The organism is Nostoc sp. XA010, assembly GCF_020829625.1.
Classification (GTDB): domain Bacteria; phylum Cyanobacteriota; class Cyanobacteriia; order Cyanobacteriales; family Nostocaceae; genus Nostoc.
Genome location: NZ_JAIVFX010000002.1, coordinates 384,764 through 405,592, shown reverse-complemented (window position 1 = coordinate 405,592; position 20,829 = coordinate 384,764). Strand labels below are relative to the sequence as shown.

Annotated in this window: 16 protein-coding genes; 8 read left to right on the top strand and 8 right to left on the bottom strand. The window is 41.2% G+C overall.

Annotation, left to right across the window (positions count from 1 at the left end; all coding sequences use genetic code 11):
• Positions 1-94 precede the first annotated feature (94 nt).
• From LC608_RS04735 to LC608_RS04725, 3 genes are all read left to right on the top strand, one after another.
• Positions 95-355, top strand: coding sequence for a hypothetical protein (locus LC608_RS04735; protein WP_229552422.1), 261 nt, complete (start codon positions 95-97; stop codon positions 353-355).
• A gap of 301 nt (positions 356-656) precedes the next feature.
• A complete protein-coding gene (locus tag LC608_RS04730; protein ID WP_229552421.1) occupies positions 657-905 on the top strand; it encodes a hypothetical protein in 249 nt (82 codons plus the stop codon).
• A gap of 387 nt (positions 906-1,292) precedes the next feature.
• Positions 1,293-2,465, top strand: a complete 1,173-nt coding sequence (locus LC608_RS04725; protein WP_229552420.1) for a family 10 glycosylhydrolase — start codon at positions 1,293-1,295, stop codon at positions 2,463-2,465.
• A 358-nt stretch (positions 2,466-2,823) separates the two neighbouring features.
• Here the strand turns inward: LC608_RS04725 and LC608_RS04720 are convergent, their stop codons facing one another.
• Complete coding sequence (locus tag LC608_RS04720; RefSeq protein WP_229552419.1) at positions 2,824-3,483, bottom strand: Coq4 family protein; 660 nt, start codon at positions 3,481-3,483, stop codon at positions 2,824-2,826.
• A gap of 265 nt (positions 3,484-3,748) precedes the next feature.
• Positions 3,749-3,937 (bottom strand): hypothetical protein, encoded by a 189-nt coding sequence (locus tag LC608_RS04715; RefSeq protein WP_229552418.1) that lies wholly within the window; start codon positions 3,935-3,937, stop codon positions 3,749-3,751.
• A 37-nt stretch (positions 3,938-3,974) separates the two neighbouring features.
• On the opposite strand from LC608_RS04715, the gene LC608_RS04710 reads away from it, so the two are divergent.
• The gene (locus tag LC608_RS04710; protein WP_229552417.1) at positions 3,975-9,440 is read left to right on the top strand and encodes an ATP-binding sensor histidine kinase; all 5,466 of its coding nucleotides are present in this window, start codon (positions 3,975-3,977) and stop codon (positions 9,438-9,440) included.
• A gap of 87 nt (positions 9,441-9,527) precedes the next feature.
• Here the strand turns inward: LC608_RS04710 and LC608_RS04705 are convergent, their stop codons facing one another.
• Positions 9,528-9,818 (bottom strand): hypothetical protein, encoded by a 291-nt coding sequence (locus LC608_RS04705; protein ID WP_229552416.1) that lies wholly within the window; start codon positions 9,816-9,818, stop codon positions 9,528-9,530.
• 98 nt (positions 9,819-9,916) lie between these two features.
• Entirely contained in the window at positions 9,917-11,014 is a 1,098-nt protein-coding gene (hisC, locus tag LC608_RS04700; protein ID WP_229552415.1) for a histidinol-phosphate transaminase, read from the bottom strand.
• Positions 11,015-11,242: 228 nt separating this feature from the next.
• Here hisC and LC608_RS04695 point away from each other — a divergent pair, with 228 nt between their 5' ends.
• Together LC608_RS04695 and LC608_RS04690 are read left to right on the top strand one after the other, a co-directional pair.
• A complete protein-coding gene (locus tag LC608_RS04695) occupies positions 11,243-11,863 on the top strand; it encodes an rRNA large subunit pseudouridine synthase E (RefSeq protein WP_229552414.1) in 621 nt (206 codons plus the stop codon).
• Between the two features lie 88 nt (positions 11,864-11,951).
• A complete protein-coding gene (locus LC608_RS04690) occupies positions 11,952-12,983 on the top strand; it encodes a VOC family protein (RefSeq protein ID WP_229552413.1) in 1,032 nt (343 codons plus the stop codon).
• 10 nt (positions 12,984-12,993) lie between these two features.
• Here LC608_RS04690 and fdhD read toward each other — a convergent pair whose 3' ends face one another.
• A complete protein-coding gene (gene fdhD / locus LC608_RS04685; protein ID WP_229552412.1) occupies positions 12,994-13,833 on the bottom strand; it encodes a formate dehydrogenase accessory sulfurtransferase FdhD in 840 nt (279 codons plus the stop codon).
• Positions 13,834-13,860: 27 nt separating this feature from the next.
• Between fdhD and LC608_RS04680 the strand changes: the two genes are divergently transcribed.
• On the top strand, positions 13,861-14,175 hold the full coding sequence (locus LC608_RS04680; protein ID WP_229552411.1) for a serine hydrolase domain-containing protein: 315 nt from the start codon (positions 13,861-13,863) through the stop codon (positions 14,173-14,175).
• A 441-nt stretch (positions 14,176-14,616) separates the two neighbouring features.
• Entirely contained in the window at positions 14,617-15,066 is a 450-nt protein-coding gene (locus LC608_RS04670) for an orange carotenoid protein N-terminal domain-containing protein (protein WP_229552410.1), read from the top strand.
• Positions 15,067-15,266: 200 nt separating this feature from the next.
• Here the strand turns inward: LC608_RS04670 and LC608_RS04665 are convergent, their stop codons facing one another.
• From LC608_RS04665 to LC608_RS04655, 3 genes are all read right to left on the bottom strand, one after another.
• On the bottom strand, positions 15,267-17,489 hold the full coding sequence (locus LC608_RS04665) for an FdhF/YdeP family oxidoreductase (RefSeq protein WP_229552409.1): 2,223 nt from the start codon (positions 17,487-17,489) through the stop codon (positions 15,267-15,269).
• A gap of 255 nt (positions 17,490-17,744) precedes the next feature.
• A complete protein-coding gene (locus LC608_RS04660; RefSeq protein WP_229552408.1) occupies positions 17,745-20,000 on the bottom strand; it encodes an EAL domain-containing protein in 2,256 nt (751 codons plus the stop codon).
• A 245-nt stretch (positions 20,001-20,245) separates the two neighbouring features.
• Positions 20,246-20,824, bottom strand: coding sequence for a tetratricopeptide repeat protein (locus LC608_RS04655; RefSeq protein ID WP_229552407.1), 579 nt, complete (start codon positions 20,822-20,824; stop codon positions 20,246-20,248).
• Positions 20,825-20,829: the final 5 nt, after the last annotated feature.

Sequence of the window (20,829 nt, the reverse complement as noted above, 5' to 3'; positions counted from 1 at the left end):
ATGAATCAAATTTGTTTATATCAGAATTATCCCTACTGCGGACTCAGCGTCTCTGAGGTTTCTTAAGAGAGCGCCAGAATGCAACAGCCCTGTATTGCACTCAACTGAGAACCGCTATATACAGTTATTATATGGTTTGCAGTTAGTTCGCGATCGCATCGGTGTTCGTACCCTGTATTACACTACCACTGGTTCGGTTCGTTGGATTGCGCCTCAACTGAAAACTTTATCATTCCATCGTTCATTCGATTTAGATTTAGTGGCGTTGCGAGATTATCTTTGTTGTGCCTTTGTTCAGGAGAACGAACGCTTTGAGAACAGGTGCGGGAACTGCAACCTAGAACGGCGTAAATAATCAAAGGTTTGTAGTGTTCACCTATCGTCTCGTAGAGAGGACTGGAACCGCTCTCTACAAACTAATTTCAATATTTTTTACATTAGTTAAAATAGTTTGGATTATTCTTACCGACTTACTTAAACTAAAATTTAAAAATTTTTTAACTGGATAGTTATTTCTATCTTCTTACAGTAGCCATATAAATAGATTTTTAATTACAATATAAACTTCTTCTGAAATTTGCCTTTTCTACTGTGTAATTACACGTAGAATAGATCAAGTCTAGAACTCTTAATAAAAAATTGCAGATAACAAACTAATGACACAGCCTAACTCGCAAGACAAAAATAGCTTTCTTTACCCTCGTAGCCGATATTATGGTAATTTCCAGCCAGAGACTTTAGCATTTAATGCCAACCTCCAAGAATTTGCCCAAAAAATTAGTTACATTACTTGCCTAGAAACAGGTGGAAAGCTGTCTCCAGAAGAAGCTTATGAGCAAATTAGGGCGCTTTGGAAACAGTTGAAACATAGCAAAAAGGAACTGGCTATTGGCGGAAATAAATAAATTTAAGCTTTTAACAAGATGGGCGAACTATTGTTCAAGCAACTTTTATCTGATTTTACTCTCACTAGAGTCATAAAAGGAGGTTAGTCCATTCCATCCTTATATATATCCTTGGTAAAATTTTGTATCCAAGCTTACAATTTCATTTAAGATCAGCATTCCTTTTAAAGGATGTTGTATTCAAGTCTGTCCGATTAACCTCCCACTAGTAGATTGGAAATTTAATAAACAATCTGTGCCTACGCTCAAAAAGCAGGCACATCCACAATAATTTATGACCGATAAAATGCTTAAAAAGCCTATGAATATGTACTTTTAATCTCAGCATCCTTTAAAGTTTAATTTGAGATTGCTATATATAATTAATTACCAGGCAATCATCATATTATGTCGCGCCAAAACAAAAAGCCAATTGGATGTGGATGTGCTAATATTCCTTTCTCTGTAATCATAGTTATTTTAGGAGGTGCTTATTGGTGGTTCAGTCAGAAAGGAAATCTAGATATTAACAAGCTTTTACCTAAGAGCCAACAAATAAATATTCCAATTTTGAATCCGTCTCCAACTGCTTCTTCAGCCCCTACTATCTCTATCTCAAGTATTCCCAATTCCACTTTCAATAATAACCAAGCTCCCGTAAAAGCAATACAAAATCCAAAAGCACCATTACCTCCAACTCCTTGGGAGAAAAAAGTAATTAGAGGCATTTATTTAAGTCGCTACCAAATCACCAATAATGCCGATGAGCAAACAATTCGTGAAAGAGTTCGTTACTATCACTCTCAAGGAATTAATACAATTATTCATGGTGTTTGGGGGAATGGTTGTACGATGTACAATAGCGAAGTTATGCAGCAAACTCTAGGCTATAAAAGTTGTCCGAATCAGTTTCAAGAGCAATGGTTAAATTGGTTGATTGATGAAGCGCATAAACAAGGAATGCAAGTTCACGCTTACTTTGAGAAGGGGATTAAAATAGATAAAAATAGTCCCATTTTTGATTTAGCGATCGCCAAAAAATGGATTGTCCCAGGAGTTGATAAAACCTACTCTGGAATCGATCATTATGTCCTGGATGTGGAGATTGCTGAAGTTACTAATTTCTTTAAAAATATCTTAGTAGAATTTGTCACAAAATACCCTAATATTGATGCAGTTCAATGGGATGATTATCTAGGTTATTATGCTGAATTACCAGGGAAAGTTGACCGTACTGCAAATTTAACTAGCTTTGTGCAACAAATGGTAGTTTCTATGAAAAAAGCTAATTCCTCGGTAAGTTTTGATATTTGTCATCATAACCCCTATTGGGCTAAAAAGTATTTTGCGGCTGACTGGCAAAAATGGGGCGTAGATCGCGTATTTATTCAAGATTATAATGATAGTAATTTTGTTGAAGAATTAAATTACGCTCAAAAATACGCTGGAGTTGCAATTACAGATCGGCAACTAGGGCGTTTAAAAGAATTAATTGATAACCCAAAAATCAAGAGTATCTTAATTTTTCCGTTTTCGGGAAACCCAGAAAAAACAGCTTCTAGCTTAAAAAATTTCATGTGATGCTCTGCAAATTTTCTAGTTGCGGGACGAGGAATAATGAAGAAAGCATCATAGAAAGACTTGTAATTTCTGCTTGGGCGATGCCCCTCACAGGCATCGCACCTTAATTTTTTTAAAATAAGCAAGAACCTATCCCAATAATAATATCTGTGGTATAAAGCTTAAGCTAATTGATAATTCTAAACTAAAAATCAAGGCTTTTAAGCAAGTTTTCTGAAAATAAGTAGGGATTTTTAGAATAGTGGGATAGGTTCAAGTAAATTGCTCTATAACAAGCGCCACAAATCACTCCAAAACCCACAAAGGAGACTCATCAATGGGAATAGTCAGATTCACCCTTGATGTGAGATGCCTTGCATTAAGTTTCAAGAATAATGTTGAAGGAAGCGCGGATATCCTCCAGTGGCTTTGACCACAATAAATTCCATTCAATACCAAACAGAGGCAGAGCTTGTTTTCCCATTAACCATCCCTTAGTTATTGCATCCATATATGTTGTCGATACCTCAATATCGTAAATAGCAGCTTTGACAAGATTTTTAGCTAATAATGCTAACCAGAAACGCGAAAAGTGTAATTGGGCAACATAAAAAGCTTCTAATTGAATTTCTCCAAGAATGTTTGTATTGCATCCAGTAATAATGTGCCAAATGTCATGTGTTTCTGTGATATGCGCTCCTAAAAATTGGTAATCATTCTCTACTTGCCCTGAATGTAAGGGTTTCAAATTGTTCTTGAACATGTGTTCAGCATAGGTATATCCCAATGTATTGGTAGGTAAACAATAAAGTTCCTGTAAATCGATATCACCTAATCTTGGGCGCTTTTGAAATGCTTCCTTTCCTTGTGCTGTGCTATGAAGAAGTTCTATCATTTTTTGTAAACTGTGCAAATCACTAACAGTATTTGCCAAGTTGCCAACACTTTCAAAGTCACCATCAGGCGCTCTTACTATATTTATAATGCTCTCTAGTGCGCTATCCTGCCATGTTGGCTCAAGTTTTTCTACAGAATGCATTCTTAAAAACCTCTGTTAATCCTTTGTCTTTTAGTTTGACATGCTATCAGAATTTTGGTTAATCAGAATCTGGTGCGATCGCAAAATGCTAAACAGGCGCAAGTCTTAGAGCGGAATTACCAAAAGTTGAAGAAGAAGGCAACAGGAATACTACCCTCTAACTCCTGCTGCTAGAGCAAGCTCACTTGAGGTTTCAGTTAAGAATACCAAAAAAATCTTTGAAATTGTGAGTCCAGTCCTGTAAACGGGTAACAGTCGTAGGCAACTAGCTATCTTCGTAGCGTTCGGAATGAGTATCACCCGTAAGGGTTGCTTGGAATTTAGATGGGGTTGAGAGAAAAGCGTTTTGAAGAGGAGCCTCATCTAAATTCCTACCTCCACCAAGAACTGCCTTCTTCAATAGTATTTGAAGAGTTAATTTAACCTGAATTTCGGGAATTATTATAGTAACCATCAAAATCTATTATAAAACAACATTCAGCCAAGTAAGAATGCTTAAATTAATTGCTCGTATCCCAGATTATAGTATTGCAAGTTTAATTTATGAAGCTACTGCCACAGTAATTTATCGAGCATACTCCAAGGCTAACGGGAACTCAGTTGTCATCAAACTGCTTAAAGCAGAATATCCGACTGTCAAAGAGATTGCTCAGATTAAGCACGAATACGAAATTATCCAAAACCTGAACATTGCAGGTGTAATCAGAGCTTATGAATTAATTAGTTACGACAACGGTTATAGTAATGGTCTAGCAATGGTTTTAGAAGACTTTGGTGGAGAATCTTTAAAAGTTCAGATATCTAATATAGGCTTTGAACTTACGAAATTTCTCAACATCGCCGGTCAAATTACTGAAACTTTAGGAGAGTTACATACCCAGCACATTATTCATAAGGATCTTCAGCCCGAAAACATTCTTTATAACCCCAATACCGAAAAAATAAAATTGATTGACTTCAGCATCGCTTCGCTGCTGTCAAAAGAAAGTCCAGAAATCAGTAGCCTCAACCTCCTAGAAGGAACGCTGGCTTATATGTCGCCAGAACAAACTGGACGCATCAATCGAACCTTAGATTATCGTACAGATTTTTACTCATTAGGTGTCATTTTTTACGAAATGCTGACGGGTCGGCTCCCCTTCCAGAATGCTCAAGACCCAATGGAATTGGTACATTGTCACATTGCGAAAATTCCAGTAGCTCCGCATGAGATTAATCCTAATGTACCACTGGCAATCTCTGCGATCGCTATGAAACTTCTCAGCAAAACTGCTGAAGACCGCTATCAGAGTGCTTACGGGTTAAAGGCTGACCTAGAGCAAGCAGCCATACAACTGCAAACAAAAGGCAGCATTGAGCTTTTTACCTTAGGCCAGCAAGATTTTTCGCATCAATTCCAAATAGCTCAAAAACTTTACGGTCGGGAAGTAGAAGTGGCGGCTTTAATGGCTGCCTTTGAAAAAGTTAGCCTTGGTTCTAGCGAAGTTGTCTTAGTAGGAGGATATTCTGGTATCGGCAAATCCTCATTAATTAACGAAGTTCACAAACCGATTGTCGGGCAACGAGGTTACTTCATCGGTGGCAAATTTGACCAACTTAAGCGAGATATTCCTTATGCTTCTTTGATTCAAGCATTTCGAGAATTGATGCGACAACTGTTAGCTGAAAGCCAAGCCAGAGTTGAGGTTTGGAAAAATAAATTACTACAAGCATTGGGAGTTAATGGTCAAGTTATTATTGATGTCATCCCGGAAGTAGAACTGATTATTGGGCAGCAAGCCCCTGTACCGCAGTTGGGCATTGCTGAATCTCAAAATCGTTTTAATCGGGTATTTAAGCAATTTATCCATGCCTTTACTGCTCCTGAACATCCCTTAGTACTGTTTTTAGATGATCTCCAATGGGCGGATGCTGCCTCTGTGAACCTGGTCGAGAATCTGATGACTGACCCAGAAAGTCAGTATCTTTTGCTGATTGGGGCTTACCGAGATAACGAAGTTAGTCCCACCCATCCCCTGATATTAATGCTAGAGGCAATTAAAGCATCTGGGGCTACCGTTGAAGAGTTGCTTTTGAAGCCATTAGCAACACCTCATATTACTCAACTAGTTACTGAAACGTTCAATTGCGAATCATCTCAGGCAGAACCTTTAGCCAATTTGCTATTTCAAAAAACCCAAGGCAATCCCTTTTTCTTGACTCAGTTACTAAAAGTACTACATCAAGATAATCTCTTGACATTTGATTATCGTTCGGGTTTATGGCAGTGGGATCTCAACAAAATTCAGGAACAAGCCATTACCGATAATGTAGTCGATTTAATGGTGAATAAAATTCAAAGGCTCTCAGAACCAACGCAACAAGTTTTACAATTAGCTGCTTGTGTTGGCAATCGGTTTAATTTAGAAATTCTAGCTGTAGTCAACGAAAAATCTCCATCAGCAACAGCAATTGATTTATGGTCAGCTTTGCAAGCAGGATTAATTCTTCCTTTGAGCGATACTTACAAAATTCCTCAGTTGTTGAATCAGTCAGAATTGGCAACATACTGCAATACTGCTGTACAAGTTGACTATAAGTTTTTGCATGATCGCGTTCAACAAGCTGCCTATTCTTTAATTCCAATCGATCAGCAACAACAAGTACACCTAAAGGTAGGTAAATTACTATTACATAATACTGAAAAAGCACAATTAGAAGAACATCTTTTTGATATCGTTAACCATCTCAATGCTGGCAGTTCATTGATTGTGGAACCAGCAGAAAGATATGAATTGGCAGAATTAAATCTGAAAGCAGGGCAGCGAGCAAAATCATCTTCGGCGTTTGTAACTGCACTCAAGTTGCTAAAAACAGGGATGGGTTATCTACCTAAAAATAGCTGGCAGGATAATTATTTACTTACCTTAAATTTATATTTACAATCTGGAGAAGCCGAATTTTTAAATGGAAAATATGAGGAAGCTTTGCTGATTTTCGAGCAGAGTTTCAGCCAGGTTCAAACTACTCTTGATATGTGTCGGGTGAACGAATATCGAATTATGTGTTATCGGATGGAGAATGATTTAAACTCCGCATATAAAATTGGATTAAATACTTTAGAGTTTTTAGGCTTGGAGTTTACAGCTTACCCCGATGATGCATATCTATTAGAAAAACTTAATCAAACCAAAAAAATTATTGGCGATCGCTCAATTTTTAGTCTTGCAGAACTACCACCAATGCAAGACGAAGAGAAGCTGATGGCTCAACGCATCTTAAAAGAAGTCTGGCCTATTGCCTACTTTTTGGGATCTAAAGCGTTGCATATCACATCAATGAATATAACTCAACTTTCAGTTCAGTATGGCAACTCACCAATTTCTGTATTTGGTTACATGCTGTATTCCTTCAATTTAGTATTTCAATATGGTGAGGTGGATTCAGGTTATGAGTTTGGTGAACTATCTCTGCGTTTGCATGAAATTTTAATAACGAAAGAATTAGAAGCAAATATTTTGAATATGTGGGGAGGTTTAATTTGTCATTACAAAGACCATATTAGCCAGGCAAAACCTTATTTATTGAAGGGATTTAATAGTGGTTTAGAAACAGGTTCTTATCAATGGTCTGGTTATTGTTCGGTTAACTTTTTATGGCAATGCTTATTTGGGAATGAATCTTTAGAAAAAACCGCAGAAGTAGCCGAAGATTTTATTCCTAGCCTCCGCAAAATTGACAGAAATATGTTGAACTACCATCTGTTGGCTATGGAAGCGATCGCTAACCTAACTAAGCCAGCAGAAAAGATTGATGAACTTGTTGGAACTTGGGCAGATGAACGGCAAGTGCTAGAGTTTGCGTTGGCATCTTCGGATATGTTGAGTGCATTTGTAGTTTACATCTATAAACTTGCGCTCTGTAACTGGTATGGAGAATATACAAAAGCTGTTGAGTATGCAGAGAATGCCGAAAAATTTGTTGGAGGAGCGCGAGGGATTTTTATTAATCCTGTTTTCTATTTTCACCAAAGTATTGCCTTAGCAGGGGCTTATGCGGAGGCAGATATCGAAACTCAAGCCATTTATCTGCATAAACTAAATGCCAACTTAGAAAAATTCCAGCAATGGGCAATGCACTGCCCAAGCAATTATCAACACAAGTTATTGCTGATCCAAGCTGAAATTGCTCGGATTCACCAACAAGATTATCAAGCAATGGAGCTGTATGATAAAGCGATCGCTTCTGCTGCCGAAAATGGTTATTTACAAAATGAAGCCTTGGCAAACGAAGTCGCATTTCGATTTTACTTGGCCAAGGATAGGAAAAACTTTGCCAAAGTTTATTTTAAAGAAGCCCGCTATTGCTATCTAAAGTGGGAAGCTACAGGTAAAGTCTGGCAACTGGACGAACAATATTCCCAAATTTTTACAGATACAGTTGGGGAAGTAGCTGGGCGAGGTAAGACTACAAAGAAGATCCAGGATATTTCTGAAGTTAAAACCCAAACTCTAGATATCAGCACAGCGATTAAAGCGTCCCAAGCACTCTCAAGCGAGATGGAGCTAAGTCGGCTGTTAGAGAAGATGATGACGATCGCGATCGAGAATGCTGGGGCCCAAATGGGTTATCTACTTGTAAAACGAGAGAACCAGTGGGTGATTGAAGCCGAAGGAAGCATTGATCGAGATCAAGTGACAGTGCGATCGTCGAGTCTTTTTCAAGTAAAGCATAAACTACCAGTTTTGCTGATTAACTATGTTGAAAGAACAAAAGAAAATTTGGTTTTAGACGATGCTAGCCACACAGAACGTTTTGTGAGTGACAACTATATTGTTGCCAATCAACCCAAATCAATTTTGTGTTTGCCTTTCTCTCATCAGGGTAAGCTAACTGGAGTTCTTTACCTGGAAAATAACCTCACCACCGGAGTCTTTACCGCAGAGCGATTAGAGGTACTAAACTTATTAACTTCGCAAGTTTCCATCTCTATAGAAAATGCTCGGCTCTACACAAATTTGCACATATACTCCCAGGAGTTAGAGATTTCGGAAACACAAGCGCGTGAGAAAGCAAAACAGCTAGAACACACCCTCGATGAATTGAAGCTCACCCAGTCTCAGATGGTGCAAAGCGAAAAAATGTCTAGCCTGGGGCAGTTGGTAGCAGGCGTTGCTCACGAAATCAATAACCCAGTCAGCTTTATCTACGGCAACCTTACTTACGTTAATAATTATGTCAAAGACTTGATGAGTGTAGTACAACTTTATCAGCAGCAAAACCAGAATTTACCGCCTAAAGTTCAGAATGAGATAGATGCGGTTGACTTAGATTTTTTGATGGAAGATTTACCTAAGCTGTTGGCTTCAATGAAAGTAGGAACCGATCGCATTCGCCAGATTGTATTATCTTTACGAAACTTTTCCCGCCTAGACGAAGCTGAAGTCAAAGCCGTTGATATCCATGAAGGCATTGATAGCACCCTGATGATTTTGCAAAATCGGCTTAAACCCCAACCGGATCATCCGGGAATTCAGGTAATACAGGAGTACGGCAACCTGCCACCCGTAGAATGTTACCCCGGCCAACTGAATCAGGTATTTATGAACCTGATTGCTAATTCGATTGACTCTTTGGAAGAATTTAACAAACATCGGACTTATGCCGATATCACACGTCAGCCAAGTATCATTACAATTCGTACTACTGTTGAAGGCAATTTTGCCGTCATCCGCATTGCTGACAACGGTTCTGGTATCAGTGAAAATGTGCGTCGGCAACTCTTTACACCCTTTTTTACTACCAAACCTGTTGGTAAAGGCACTGGTTTAGGGCTATCTATTAGTTACCAGATTGTGACTAATAAGCATCGAGGGCAGTTGGAGTGTATATCAGTTTTAGGACAAGGAGCTGAATTTATGATCTCTATCCCCCTTAAGGCAAGGCTAGTACTTGACCAACCCAAAAATGACGAGTGAAGCTCTTGAGGCAGCGACCAGGGGGCAGGGAAGGAAAAAAGCTTAACTGCAACACGCTTGGCTTTGTGAAAAATTGTAGCGACTGTTTTAAAAGTCAAGCGATGGTTTTGTTTGTGGAGATTTATGAAAGCGATGCCTACGGCGGGCTACGCCTACGTGTACTTGATCGCGGTGCGACAAAGTTTGAAGTACTCCAACACGACTTCGGAGTACTCCAACACGACTTCGGAGTACTCCAACACGACTTCGGAGTACTTCAACACGACTTCGGAGTACTTCAACACGACTTCGGAGTACTTCAACACGACTTCGGAGTACCTCAACATGACTTTGAGCTATCTGTTGCTTATATAGCAGTCCTAAATCATTCGTGGACATTGAGATCAAAAGTGCGATGCCTGCTCTGGGCTACGCAAAGCGCAACCCAACAAAGCCCCCGAAATGTTGGGTTACCCTGCGGGATCTTGCTACGTTCCTCAACCCAACCTACACAACTTTTCTCCCCCTGCTCCCTTATCCCCAATCTCTAACAAATAAATTAGTGCCTCAACTAAAGCCTGATTTTGTTCATCAGTGCCAACAGTAATGCGTAATTTATCATCTAGTCCAGGCTGCTTGAAGTAGCGGATTAAAATTCCCCGTTCCTTCAGTTTTTGATAAAGATATTCTGCGTTTCCTTCTTTTGGCTGTACGAGCAAAAAGTTAGCTTGGGAATCCCAAAGGTGAAAACCTAATTGTTTTAAGTCTGTTGCTAACTGATTCCGCGATGCTTTAATCTTTGTCACACAAGCATTTTTATAAGCTTGATCGGTAATAGCAGCCGTGCCAATTGCACAAGCGATCGCATCAATGTTATAGCTATCTTTCACCTTAAACAATCCCTGCAACAGCTTGGGATTCGCCACCCCAAATCCCAGCCGTAATCCAGCCAACGAGTACCCTTTAGAAAGTGTGCGAATTACAATAACGTTTTCGTAGTCCTTGACCAAAGCCAATGCATTCTCTTCGGTAAAATCTATGTATGCTTCGTCAATTACTAAAACTCCCGATAACTGGCTGGCTAATTTTCGCAGATCATTTGTTGCTACCACATGCCCCGATGGACTATTAGGCGATGCAATGAATGTCACACATCCATTGGCAGCAATTAGTTCTTCTAAAGGTAAACTGTAGTCATTGCTGTAAGGAATCTCAATAATTTCCGCAGCTTGCATTTCTGTTAACGTGCGATATAGCACATAAGTTGGCATGGGATAAACTACTTTCGTTCCAGGTTCTGCACAGGCTCGAATCACCACACTCAACAATTCGTCACTGCCATTTCCCACAATTATCCAATCGCTAGGAACACCTAAAACTTTACTTGCAGCTTGCCGGAACTCCCCCCCGAAAGGTTCTGGATACCGCCGCAACCACTCGCCATCAATATTTTGCAGCACAGCTAGCGCCGCAGGCGAAGGAGGATAGGGGTTCTCGTTACTGTTGAGTTTAATTATCTGTGTACCGCGTTGAGGCTGCTCACCGGGAATGTAGCTAGCCATTGCATCTACATTAGAGCGAAAGTAGTTGGTCATAGAGCATGAGATATGGAAAAAACAGAATTTTATTAGTTAGGAGTTCACTAAACATTCAATCCTTGCTTCAAGGGAAGTAGGCTACGCGTAGTGTTCCGCATAAAAGGTATTATCTGTTAGAGAATAACTGTTAATCTACCTGATTTTAGGCTTAACCCAGAAGCATTGAGAGGGGGCAGGGGAAGAAGAATTATTGATTAATGCCCAATGACAAATAACAAATGACAAATGACAAATCATTACCGATATATTATTTTTTATAAACCCTATGGCGTTCTCAGCCAGTTTACAAAGGATGCTCCCACACATAGCACCCTGAAAGATTATATTGATGTACCTGATGTGTATCCTGTGGGACGTTTAGACTGGGATAGTGAAGGGTTGCTTTTATTAACAAACGATGGGCAATTGCAACATCGTCTCGCCCATCCGCGTTTTGGTCATAAACGTACTTACTGGGTACAGGTAGAGCGAATTCCAGATGCAGATGCGATAAAAAGGTTACAAACAGGTGTGGAAATTCAAGATTATCGCACTCAAGCAGCAGAAGTTAGGCTGTTACCACAAGAACCACAGCTACCTGAACGCAATCCGCCAATTAGATTTCGCAAAAATATACCGACAGCTTGGCTGGAAATGACTTTGACGGAGGGAAAAAACCGCCAAGTACGGCGCATGACTGCGGCTGTAGGGTTTCCGACTTTGCGACTGGTTAGGGTTAGCATAGCCCACCTAAAATTAGATGACCTACAATTGGGTCAATGGCGCGATCTCACCACATCTGAACTCCAATTTTTGCATAATTTCAGTAAATCGAAAAGTTTTCCTCCAAACGCGAATGCTCTCTAACAGGAACTGAGTTTCTGTTATAAGCCAGCGACAAGTTTTATTTATTTTGAAGCAATCTAAAATCTAAAATCTAAAATCCAAAATTGCTATGACTCAAGAACAACAAACCGCAATTGCAGGTATCTATGAAGTCTGTATCGGCATTCCAGAGCCAATTTCTGCAATTCAGTATTGGGAGCAATTTGGCTATCGCATTGGTGAAATGGGTGAATTAACCGCAGATGTAGCCAATCAATTATATGGGGTAAATTCATCTTTACGCTCAATCCGCCTCTACCACCAAAATTCAGATCATGGTTTGATTCGGCTGATGATTTGGCAAAATCCTACCCATGAAGGTTTGGGAACAGCCTCAATGAAAATTAAGGGAAATCGCTGGGCGACAAGCTTAACGGCAGATGTTTTAAATATTTTAAATCATATAGAGGATGCTAAAGCGGCAGGTTTGCCTATTAGGTACTCTATCCCTTATTGGGAAGTCATCTACAACAAAGAAAGGAAAAGCCGTCCTTTTATTGAGCCAGCAGTTGGTGTACGAGAAATGCTGCTACTGCAACCTTTAGCTCGACAGGTTTTATTTCAACGGTTTGGCTATACACTACCGCATTACGGACAAGTTAACCATAATGCTGCTCTCAAGACTAGTCAGTTTACCCACCTGGGAATCATAGTTCAAGATGACAGCAAAGAAACGCTGAAGTTTTATGAAGACGTTTTGGGTTTGCTGCGTGTGCGTGATGATGTCGAAACTAGCTATGAATCTTCACCAGCAGGTAAAGATATTTTTGACCTTAATCCTGGTGAAAAGTTTATTGTCACGGCTTTTGATGATCCCCGTTCTTCTAAGTCTGACCTGATGGCCGCACGCAGTGGTAGACTTTACATTATTCGATTCCCAGAAGAGATAAATTTAGAATCGCGCTTTGAGGCTGCCCAACCAGGTAGCTTAGGTATGTCTTTATATACCTATCGGGTAAAGGGAATACAGGAGTATTGCGATCGCATCAAAGCAAGTACTGTACAAAAAGTTACAGATATCATTAGTAACGAATTTGGCGAGATGAGTTTTTCGTTTGTTGCGCCAGATGGCTACTTCTGGACTTTGCTAGAAGATAATTAAATCCGTGTTCCTAAGCAGCGTTTATTCTTTGCAAACCAGTGTAAATATTAAACCTTTCTCCGCGCAGGAATCCAATCAAGGTAATTCCGAATTCCTTGGCGACAGACACCGCCAAACTACTGGGAGCAGAAACAGAACAGACAATTGGAACTCCAGCAGTTGTAGATTTTTGCAAAATCTCAAAACTAGAGCGTCCACTTACTAAAACAATACAATTATTTAAAGGCAACTCGTCACTGAGCAAAGCTGTACCAATCAATTTATCCAAAGCATTGTGTCGTCCAACATCTTCGCGCAAGTTTAACAGTTGTCCTTGAGCATTGAAAATAGCCGCAGCGTGCAAACCTCCTGTAGCAGTGAAGATACCTTGAGCTGCCCGGAGCTTATCAGGTAGGCTGTAGATGATCTCAGGTGTTACTGTTGGGCCAGAAGGAATCACTGGACATCCCCGCAGACGCAAAGCTTCAAGGCTAGCTTTACCACACACTCCACAGGCGCTACTGGTGTAGAAATGACGTTCCAAAGGCTGTAAGTCTGGAATCAAACCATCCCGCAGTTCTACATTTACAATGTTATGGCGTTGTTCACCATCTACCAATTCATCCACACAGTAACTGATACGTCGGATATCTTCTCTGTGGCTAACTACTCCTTCACTGTAGAGGAAACCAGCAGCTAGTTCAAAATCTGCCCCTGGTGTCCGCATGGTTACAGCTACCGTCTTCTGGAAAGGGGCAAGGCGAATTTCTAAAGGTTCTTCGGTGGTGAGTTGGTCTAAACGCGATCGCATTTTACCATTTTCCACTACCCAAACAGTGGCTTTGGTCTTACTCTTAGTTGGCATTTTCATATTTATACTGATTGCAACTACATTCTTTTGGAACTGATTGTTGAAAATATCACTAGAGGAACTCTTGCACAAGCAATTCGCAGTCAGATTTTAAAACCATTAGGATTAAAACATACCTTCACGGAACTGCGCGAACCGACAATTGGAGAAGTAGCTACAGGTTATGGCGATCGCAATAAGGATGGTAAGCTAGATAGCTACGCCAAAGTCAATGATGGCAATGGTTTAGGAGATGGTGGATTGGTTTCAACAGCAGAGGATTTAGCCAAGTTCGCTAAAGCGTTATTTGCCAAAAAAACCTTACTTTCGTCGAAGATGATGAAAGAAATGTTGAAATTTTAATTCGCTTTCCAAAGGTGGTTCGTCACTATATAAATCCCCTAGAGGAAATATTACATCATTTGGTAATTCAAAATCTTTGGCGGCGGACATGGCTGCAAGTTTTGGAGTGATGAGGGTGATATAAACTTACTGTAATCTAGGTTTGTTTTTCTAGACGCGCGATCGCATTATAGTCAAGAACCCCTTCAAGCGATCGCTTACTGTCGCAGACGCTACTTTAAGTTTTAACATTTATCTTTGCTTTCTATACATCGAAGCAGGCATTTTTGTAACTAGCAATTTCAGTTATCTATATCTGTCTTATGTAATGAGTCATATACCTACCCTAAGTAAGGTTATCTATCTGCCTTTGTTCGTTAAGTTATATGAAGTAATCAAAGCAAACCTTCTCAGTAAGTAACTGAGGAAATCAAAATAACCTTAACTTAGTTGGAGTTTTTTATGACTTACACAGCCGATGAAGCAACAAAACCAGCTTTAGAAACCTTTAAAGGTTTTGATGTAGATACTCAGCTAGCCCTACTTTGGTTCGGTTACTTAGATCTTAAAGAACAGCTAAACCCAGCACCTCCTGAAAGCGTTGACGCTCTTGCTAAAGCAGTGTTTGACCAAATCCAGGACTTGTCTAAAGAAGAGCAACTGCAAGCACAACGCGACATTATTAATGGTGCAAATAACAATATCACCCAAGGCTATACTGCTCTAAGTCCCAATGCTAAATTAGACGTTTGGCTACTGCTGGCACAAGGAATGGACAATGGAAGCGTCATTCAAGTGCCGTCCGACTATCAACTACCTGGTGAAACGGATGAATTTGTCGCATTGATCAAAAATTTAGAGTTTGAGCAACGCGTTAATTTCATGCTGAGTGTGGTGCAAGCCTTCGGTTAGTTAAGTGCAACAACTCTCAATACTTCCTAGAATTAGGGATAACTGAAAGTAGCACATTAAGCTAAATCTGGTTGTTTTTGTTCTACTTTAATAGTCTTTAAGTTAGAACTACCGCAGAGATGCTCATCTTTGCGGTAGTCTTGATGCAACTTAATGGATATGCTGTTGGAAATCTTAAAGCTGGGAAAATGAGACTTGATTCAGATTTTTTCTAACCGCACGATCGCATTATAATCAGGTACACCTTCTAGCGATCGCTTACTTTTATCTAGTAGCACATTCCCTTCTGGCCAATGCACTTGCAAGTTTCTTGGCTGAATTGGCGCAATGTAGACTTGACACAACAACTCGCCTAAATCATTCTTAAGAATGACGCGATCGCTATCTTTTAAACCCAACTGTGCTGCATCAGCAGCATTCATTAGCACCGCCTCTCGCATCGCCCCCGTAATTGCATCCTTGCGTTCTTGCACCATACTATTAAATTGTTTACCTCGGCGGGTTGCTAATAAAAAATAGCCTTCTGGTAATTCTCTTTGGCGTGGCAATAATACGCCAAAATGTGCTTTACCATCTGCTGTAGGGAAATTCCAGCCAAAGCATAAATGTGAGCCACCATATTGAAACTGATCGCCAGCCTGCTGTAAGTGTTGAATACCAGCATATTGCGGGACAACTTGAGCAATTTCTTGACGGATAGCAGCTGTGTCAGCAAAAGCCAGCTTATCTGCCAAATCTGGTTTTACCCGCTTTGCCAATTCTAAAAACACTTCCCACTCAGGACGCGCTTCTCCAATGCGCGGCCCCGGAATTTCTGGACTGAAAATTACCCGGCGTTCGGTATTAGTTTCTGTGACTCCCCCTGGTATTTCGTAGCGAGTCGTCGCAGGTAAAAGCACCACAGTATCAGCAGGTTCCACCAACATCTGGCTGGAGAGAACAATATCTATATGTACCCGCAGGGGTATTTTCTTCAGCGCCGCTTCCACATAATCTGGTTCTGGCAGTACTTCTAAAAAATTCCCGCCCACAGAAACCAACACTTCCATTTCCCCCTGATGTGCGGCGTTAATCATTTCTGGAGCAATTAAACCTTTACTTGCTGGCACATCAAAGCCCCAATGTTGACTCAATTGGGCAGCATTTTCTGGGGTGATAGGTTTACCACCAGGAAATACCGTCGCGTAACATCCCATCTCTGCACCACCCTGCACCCCAGAGTGGCCGCGAATTGGCATTAAACCGCAGCCTTCCCGACCGACAAAACCTTTGGTAAGAGCTAAGTTAATGATACTTCGCACATTATCTTCACCGCATTCATGCTGGGTAATGCCCATGCTCCAAACAAATACGGCTTTATTCGCTTCTTTGACCATTTTGGCAAAGGCGTACATTTCCTCGCGGGATGTGCCAGAAAGGCGCTCTAATTCTTCCCAAGATTGATTTTCTAACGATGCCTTGAGTTCGGCAAAGCCATCTGTGTATAAATCTATAAATGACTGGTCTACCCAATTGTTAGCAATTATATGTTTAATAGTGCCATTGAAAAATGCTATATCCCCGCCCATGTTGATTAAGAAAAAGTCTTCGGCAAACTTTGTACCGAAAACGGCACTTTCTACAATTGAGGGAACCCAGTAGCGCTCCATTCCTGGTTCACGGTAAGTATTAATAACTACAATCTTTGTGCCAGCTTTTTTCGCATAATGGAGATATTTGACGGTAACAGGCTGATTGTTAGCAACATTGGAGCCAATGAAGACTAATAAATCAGTACCAATCCAGTCTTTATAAGAACAAGTCGTAGCCCCTGCACCAAGAGCAGCTTTTAGTCCTGCTGTACTGGGAGAATGGCAAATGCGGGCAGCATTATCAATATTATTGCTTCCCATTGCCCGCACAGCTTTTTGGGTAGCATAATAAGTTTCGTTGACAGTCCCGCGACTGGTAACATAGAAACTGAGACGGTCTGGTGTAGTGGAACGGATGCGATCGCTAATTACCCCTAAAGCTTCATCCCAACTCATACGGCGAAAGCCTTTTTCCCCTCGTTGACGAATCATCGGGTAAGGAAGTCTTCCCAAGTCGCGTAATTGGGCACTTTTTTGCTTTTGTAACTGCGAAACATCCGCCAATAGCACAGGGTCAAAAGCTGGCATAGTATTCATCTGCAACAGCCGCAACCGGACATTGCAGAGATGGATACCATCTAAAGTCCAATCTTTCATCCCAGTTGTTCCGAGAGCGCAACCATCGCAGACACCTTTATCGAGAATATTCCACGCATAAGGTAGTTTGTCACGAGATAGCCAGATTGCCCGAAATACCTCCCAAAAATTGTTGGGATACTGTTCGCCAATGCCAAAGGGCTTCCAACTTGCCCAATTTGAAGGTGTCCAGTGCTTTTTGGGTTTAGGTAACATGATCCAATGTGTGTGAGTTGCTGGATTCTCTTAGGCTACCGTTTTGAGTAGCAAATGAGTAGCAGGCGGTTAAAAATCCAGATAAAAGGAATTTAATTAATTTTACTGAGATAACTGCTGATAAATGTATAAGCCAATACGATTTGATTAGTGTCAAAACCTTAAGTTGTGTAGGTTGGGGAGCCACTGCGTTGCGTGGGTTTCCCGCGTTGTAGCAAGTGGCGTTGGAGGCTTTGCGTAACCCAAGATCCTGATCTACCCCAATGGGCGAGGCATTCCAATGCCATATCCCTGTGCGTAATCAATTCCTAGTGCCGTAATTCGCTGTAAAATTGCGTCATTCTCTACAAACTCAGCAATTGTCTTAATACCCATCACACTGCTAATGTGTGTGATTGCTGTCACGATCGCCTCATCTACAGCATTCTCGATAATGTTACGAATAAAGCTCCCGTCAATTTTGAGGTAATCTACAGGCAGAGACTTGAGATAAGCAAACGATGACATCCCCACGCCAAAATCGTCTAATGCAAAGCGACAGCCTATCTGTTGAAGTGACTCAATGAAGTGTCTAGCTTTGCTCAAGTTGGCGATCGCCACAGTCTCGGTAATTTCAAAGCAAACCCACTGAGGTGAGATGGAGTGTAGGGTAAACTGCTCATACAGAAAGTCAATAAACTGATCATCGTTGATGCTACAGCCAGAGAGGTTAATTGCATAAATGTTTTGTTTATCGCCAACAACCCTTATCCAATTCCTGAATAGAGTCCGAATCACCCATCGATCGATCAGGTGCATCAAGTCGTAACGTTCTGCTGCTGGAATAAACGTCATCGGCAGCACTAAATTTCCCTGCTCATCGTGGAGCCGCAGCAGCACTTCATAATAGTCGCCGTTTTGAGCCACCGGAGTGATAGCGGCAATGGGTTGAACATAGAGACAAAACCAATCACTTTCCAATGCTTGAGAAATGCGGCTAGCCCAGTGCATTTCCTTGTGCTGTTCCAGTCGCTCCTGATCGTCAGTCTGAGCAAAGTACACGCGATTGCGCCCCCGGTTCTTCGCGGTATAGCAAGCTGCATCAGCCGTGCTCATAATCTCTACAAGGCTCTCGCTATTCATGTCAATACCCACCAAGCCGATACTTACTCCAATTGAGAATACCTGCTTTTCCCAAACAAACCGGAACTCTTGAACACATTCAAGCAGTTGATTGGCAACTCGTAAAGCTTGCTCCGGCAGACACTGACTGAGCAATACGCCAAATTCATCGCCCCCTAACCGTGCCAGTGTATCAGTTTTCCGAATCTTCTCCTGCAATAGGACAGTAATTTGACGCAGTAATTCGTCTCCAGCCACATGACCACAGGTATCATTTACAATTTTGAAGCGATCGAGATCCAAATAGCACAACGCATGACTCTGGCAGTCTAACTTGGCAAGATGCAATGCTTTTTGAATCTGCTGCTCAAACTCCTGGCGATTCACCAATCCGGTTAAGGCATCATGACTTGCCTGCCAGGATAACTGACGCGACAACTCGCGGTTCTTAGTCACGTCACGAAACACCATAACCCCGCCAATCACTTCTCCCTCACGATTGCGAATGGGCGCGGCTGAATCTTGAATCGCAATTTCTTGATTGTTCTGATTAATTAAGACGGTATGGTTTGCTAAATTCACAGTTCGATTTTCCTTTAACGCTTGTGCAATTGGGTTCTGAACTATCTCCCGTGTCGATTCATGCACAATTCCAAAGACTTCTTCTAACAGCAACCCTTCTGCGGCTGTTTCACTACATCCAAGCAGAGATTTTGCAACCGGATTGAGGTATTTAATTCTGCCAAAAGCATCAGTGGTAAGAACTGCATCTCCGATCGATTGCAATGTCACCTCGGCTAATTCTTTTTCTTGAAAAAGTGTTTCTTCAATTTGCTTCAAGTCTGTGATATCGTATCCCACCGATTGAAATTCCAGCAAGCATCCTTGCTCGTCAAATATCATTCGGTTATGCCACTTAGTCCAACGCACCTCACCTGCGACAATCACGCGATTCTCAATAATCACAACAGGATTATCAGCACTAATTAAAGCTACAAATTCAGCAACTCGCTCCCGATCTGCCTCGAAGATAATGGGTTGATCGTGGCTGCCGAGCATTTCCTCTGGCGATCGCCCAAAATAAAGCGCAAAAGCTTTGTTGAAAAATGTGAGTCTGCCGTCTGGTAAATATCGGGCAATCATTTCAGTCTGATCTTCTATAATCGCACGGTAGCGAATCTCGCTTTGTTTGATCGCAATTTCTGACTGCTTGAGTAAGCGTTCGCGTAGCGTCTCGTCGTAGACATCGTTGATTTCCTGCTCCAGTTTTCCCTTGGCTGCTGCCAGTTGTGCAGAACTGGGGAGAGTAAGTGCCTTTAGTATCAACTCTCTCAACGCAATATCTGTGTACAGTGTTCTTAAAGCCGTGATGGCTTTGAGCCAACTACTTAGCCAATGTTTATAAGCCAATACCTTTGCCCAAAAAACTATGAAGAAAGAGGGCTGAACCCAATACTGCTCGGTTAAGGGGAAAAAGAAAGGGGCAAGAAAAAACCTTTACCCCAAACCTAGTAACCTTTTCCCAAAACCCGATTCCGAATTAAAAATGCTTAACCGAGAAGTATTGGGGCTGAACCTGACTATATCGCTTGACCAGCCCCCTGCATAGATTAGAAGTTTTCTCTATCTTTCGATTTCGGGAACTTCAGACTAAATTAACATTCCGGATAAGTCTCCAGGAGGTGTTTAAACACTGATATAGCTTGCAGATACAACGGCTCGGCTTCGTCGTAGCGTCCTTGAAAATCATAAAGTGAAGCTAGGTTGTTCAGGTTGGTGACGATAGAAGGATGTTCTTCTCCCAGCAGCTGTTTTTTCTGTCCTAAAGCTTCCATTAACAACTCTTCCTCCCGGTCACGTCCTTGAGAATAGTAGACTGCTAGGTTGTTCAGGCTGGCGAAGATAGAAGGATGTTCTTCTCCCAGCAGCAGTTTTTCCTGTCCTAAAGCTTCCAACAACAACTCTTCCTCCTGGTCATAGCGTCCTTGAGAATAGTAGACTGCTAGCTTTTTCACGCTGGTGGCGACAAAAGGATGTTTTTTTTCTACCAGCTGTTTTTCCTGTCCTAAAGCTTTCACTAACAATTCTTCGGCTTGGTCATGGCGTCCTTGATAATAGTAAAGTCTCGCTAGCTCCTTTAGGCTGGTGGCGATGAAATGATGTTTTTGTTCCCGAAGCCCTTTTCTCTGTCCTAAAGCTTGCAGAAAAAGCACTCCTCGGTTAAGCTTGTTCATATTTA